At 32.1% G+C, this 2,126-nt stretch carries 3 protein-coding genes; 1 reads left to right on the forward strand and 2 read right to left on the reverse strand.

From position 1 onward, the window contains the following. Positions 1–271 (forward strand): aminotransferase class I/II-fold pyridoxal phosphate-dependent enzyme (locus tag HMPREF9420_RS14115; protein ID WP_007133803.1); only part of this gene is annotated, 271 nt, incomplete at its 5' end. A gap of 303 nt (positions 272–574) precedes the next feature. Here HMPREF9420_RS14115 and HMPREF9420_RS02365 read toward each other — a convergent pair. Both HMPREF9420_RS02365 and HMPREF9420_RS14385 read right to left on the reverse strand, forming a co-directional pair. Beyond that, positions 575–1,615 (reverse strand): hypothetical protein, encoded by a 1,041-nt coding sequence (locus HMPREF9420_RS02365; RefSeq protein ID WP_007133805.1) that lies wholly within the window; start codon positions 1,613–1,615, stop codon positions 575–577. Between the two features lie 305 nt (positions 1,616–1,920). Continuing rightward, a partial coding sequence (locus HMPREF9420_RS14385) for a transposase (RefSeq protein WP_007133807.1) occupies positions 1,921–2,126 on the reverse strand: 206 nt, incomplete at its 5' end.

Genomic DNA, 2,126 nt, shown 5'->3' on the forward strand with positions numbered 1-2,126 from the left:
CAAACGGGTAAAATTAATTAAGCAAGAACGCAATAGAATGATGCAAGCCTTCTTAGATTTGCCTTGTTGTGAAAAGGTTTTTCCTACAGAAACTAATTTCTTTCTGGCAAAGATGAAAAAGGCAGAGGATATCTATAATTATCTTATTCAACATAGAATAAAAGTCTATGATTGCAAAAATTTAGAACAATGTGATAATTGTCTACGCATAACGATTGGTACAAAAACTGATAATGAGGCACTATTAGCGGCATTAAGGAGTTATCAATAGAGATTATGCATGCAAAAAGGCTCATAATTAATCAGTTTGATGTGTAAAATGAGAAAAGAGTTCTGTCGGTGATAGTACAAAAGGTAAAGATGCAAAAAGAGAATGCTTCCTCGATATTATGAAAAGTATTCATTAAATCAGGCACTCTTTTATAATCTAATTACCTATTCCTTTTTCCTTAAGACGTTTGGCAATCACTCTCTTATAATTGACCTGTTCGAGAAAATGGAAAATCATTTTACCAAATGTATCCAAGGCTGCACTTTTGTTTGACAACGTACATATTCCTATTGGTTGGTTATTCTATTTTTCGATAATTTTACCATCATCCCTAATTATATAAGTTTTAACTTTCTGAGAAGAATCTATAAATGTAGTTTTAACCTTAATAGAAAAGTTTTTGTCAATTCTAAAGGATGTAATCTCCTTAGACTCATCACTGTCTGGTTCAAACCAAATTCCTTCAACATAGAGGTTTGATATGATGGTATTATTCTTGATAGATAGTAAATAAAATCGATAGTCAAAATCCCCACAATCCATTGGAACCAAAATCAAATATATATCGCCTTTATTGGGCAACGGTAGGTACCTGAGTTTATTCCCTGTACCACAAAGAAATTCAGAAACACCTTTCAGGTACTTACTTTCTATCAAATTGTATTTTACTGTCTTTATGTCAATACGCTTATCGTATGGCAATGTTTCGTTACTCTTCGCCAAGAGACTCTTATTCGTAATTGCCCTAAGGGATTTATTGTGCATATCCTCCGTATTGGAATAAAATCCACTTTGGGGATTCTTATAATGTAAGACAAATTCTCTTTTATATATCAAGAACAGATCTTTCCCATTACAAGGTATTGTTTGCCATAAAGTATAATCCTCCCAATCAAAAGCACCATTCTCTTCATCCAAATATCTTTCTATTTGTAAATATGGTATTGAATCTTTAATATTTAATGAAAACTCTTTATTGGCTTTAATGAAATAGTTATGTAAATCTTTTATGTAATATCGGGTATCATACATAAAATAGGATTTGGGTATCTCTTTATGTTGGCTAAAAAGAATCTTTTGTTTTCCATTAATAATAAGCGTGTCCTTGTTTGTCTCTACTTTTGGAGGAACTGAGAGTCTCGTTAATAAGGAGGAAGCTGCTTGTGAGTCTGAATTATATATATTATCTAATGATATAAATTGCCAATTAATACGTTCTCCTACACAAGAAGACTTCACTTCTTGTTCTGAATAAATTCCTCTTTGCTCAGATACATACACTTTCTTTGAAGACGCTTTACACGCACATAGAGCTGATAAAAGTAAAATAATAACATACCTCATATCTAATTGTTTATGTAGTTGCTGTTGTTAAAGATGTCAACTTCTTTAAGTTTTCTGTTTCTTAAACCTTTTTCTGATGCCGTTCCTCTATTGATTGTACGTTGTCAAACAAAAGTGCACAACTGCAAATATAGTTATTTACTCTGATATTTCATTGTTTTATTATCATAAATTCTTTTGTTGATTGATTTTTGCTTTATTATTTCTCTTATCTTTTTGATTTTCTCCCCTTGTCCTAAATATACGTCTCTTGGTGTAAGATTATCCAACGATTCATGAAATCTTCTCTCATTATAATATTTCACTCACCCATCGATAGCCTTTTCTAATTCAGAGGGACAGAAATAATGATTTAGTTTTATCACATTTTTCATCGATCTGTGATATCGTTCTATCTTCCCTTGTGTCTGCGGATGCAAGGGTATGCCATATTTACGGCAGAGCTCTGCGATGCTCTGTTCACCACGGATTCCTTCCATCACAATTAAACCCTTTTGTTCTGAAGTGAAAA

Origin of the sequence: Segatella salivae DSM 15606, assembly GCF_000185845.1 — a bacterium.
In the GTDB taxonomy this organism is placed as follows: domain Bacteria; phylum Bacteroidota; class Bacteroidia; order Bacteroidales; family Bacteroidaceae; genus Prevotella; species Prevotella salivae.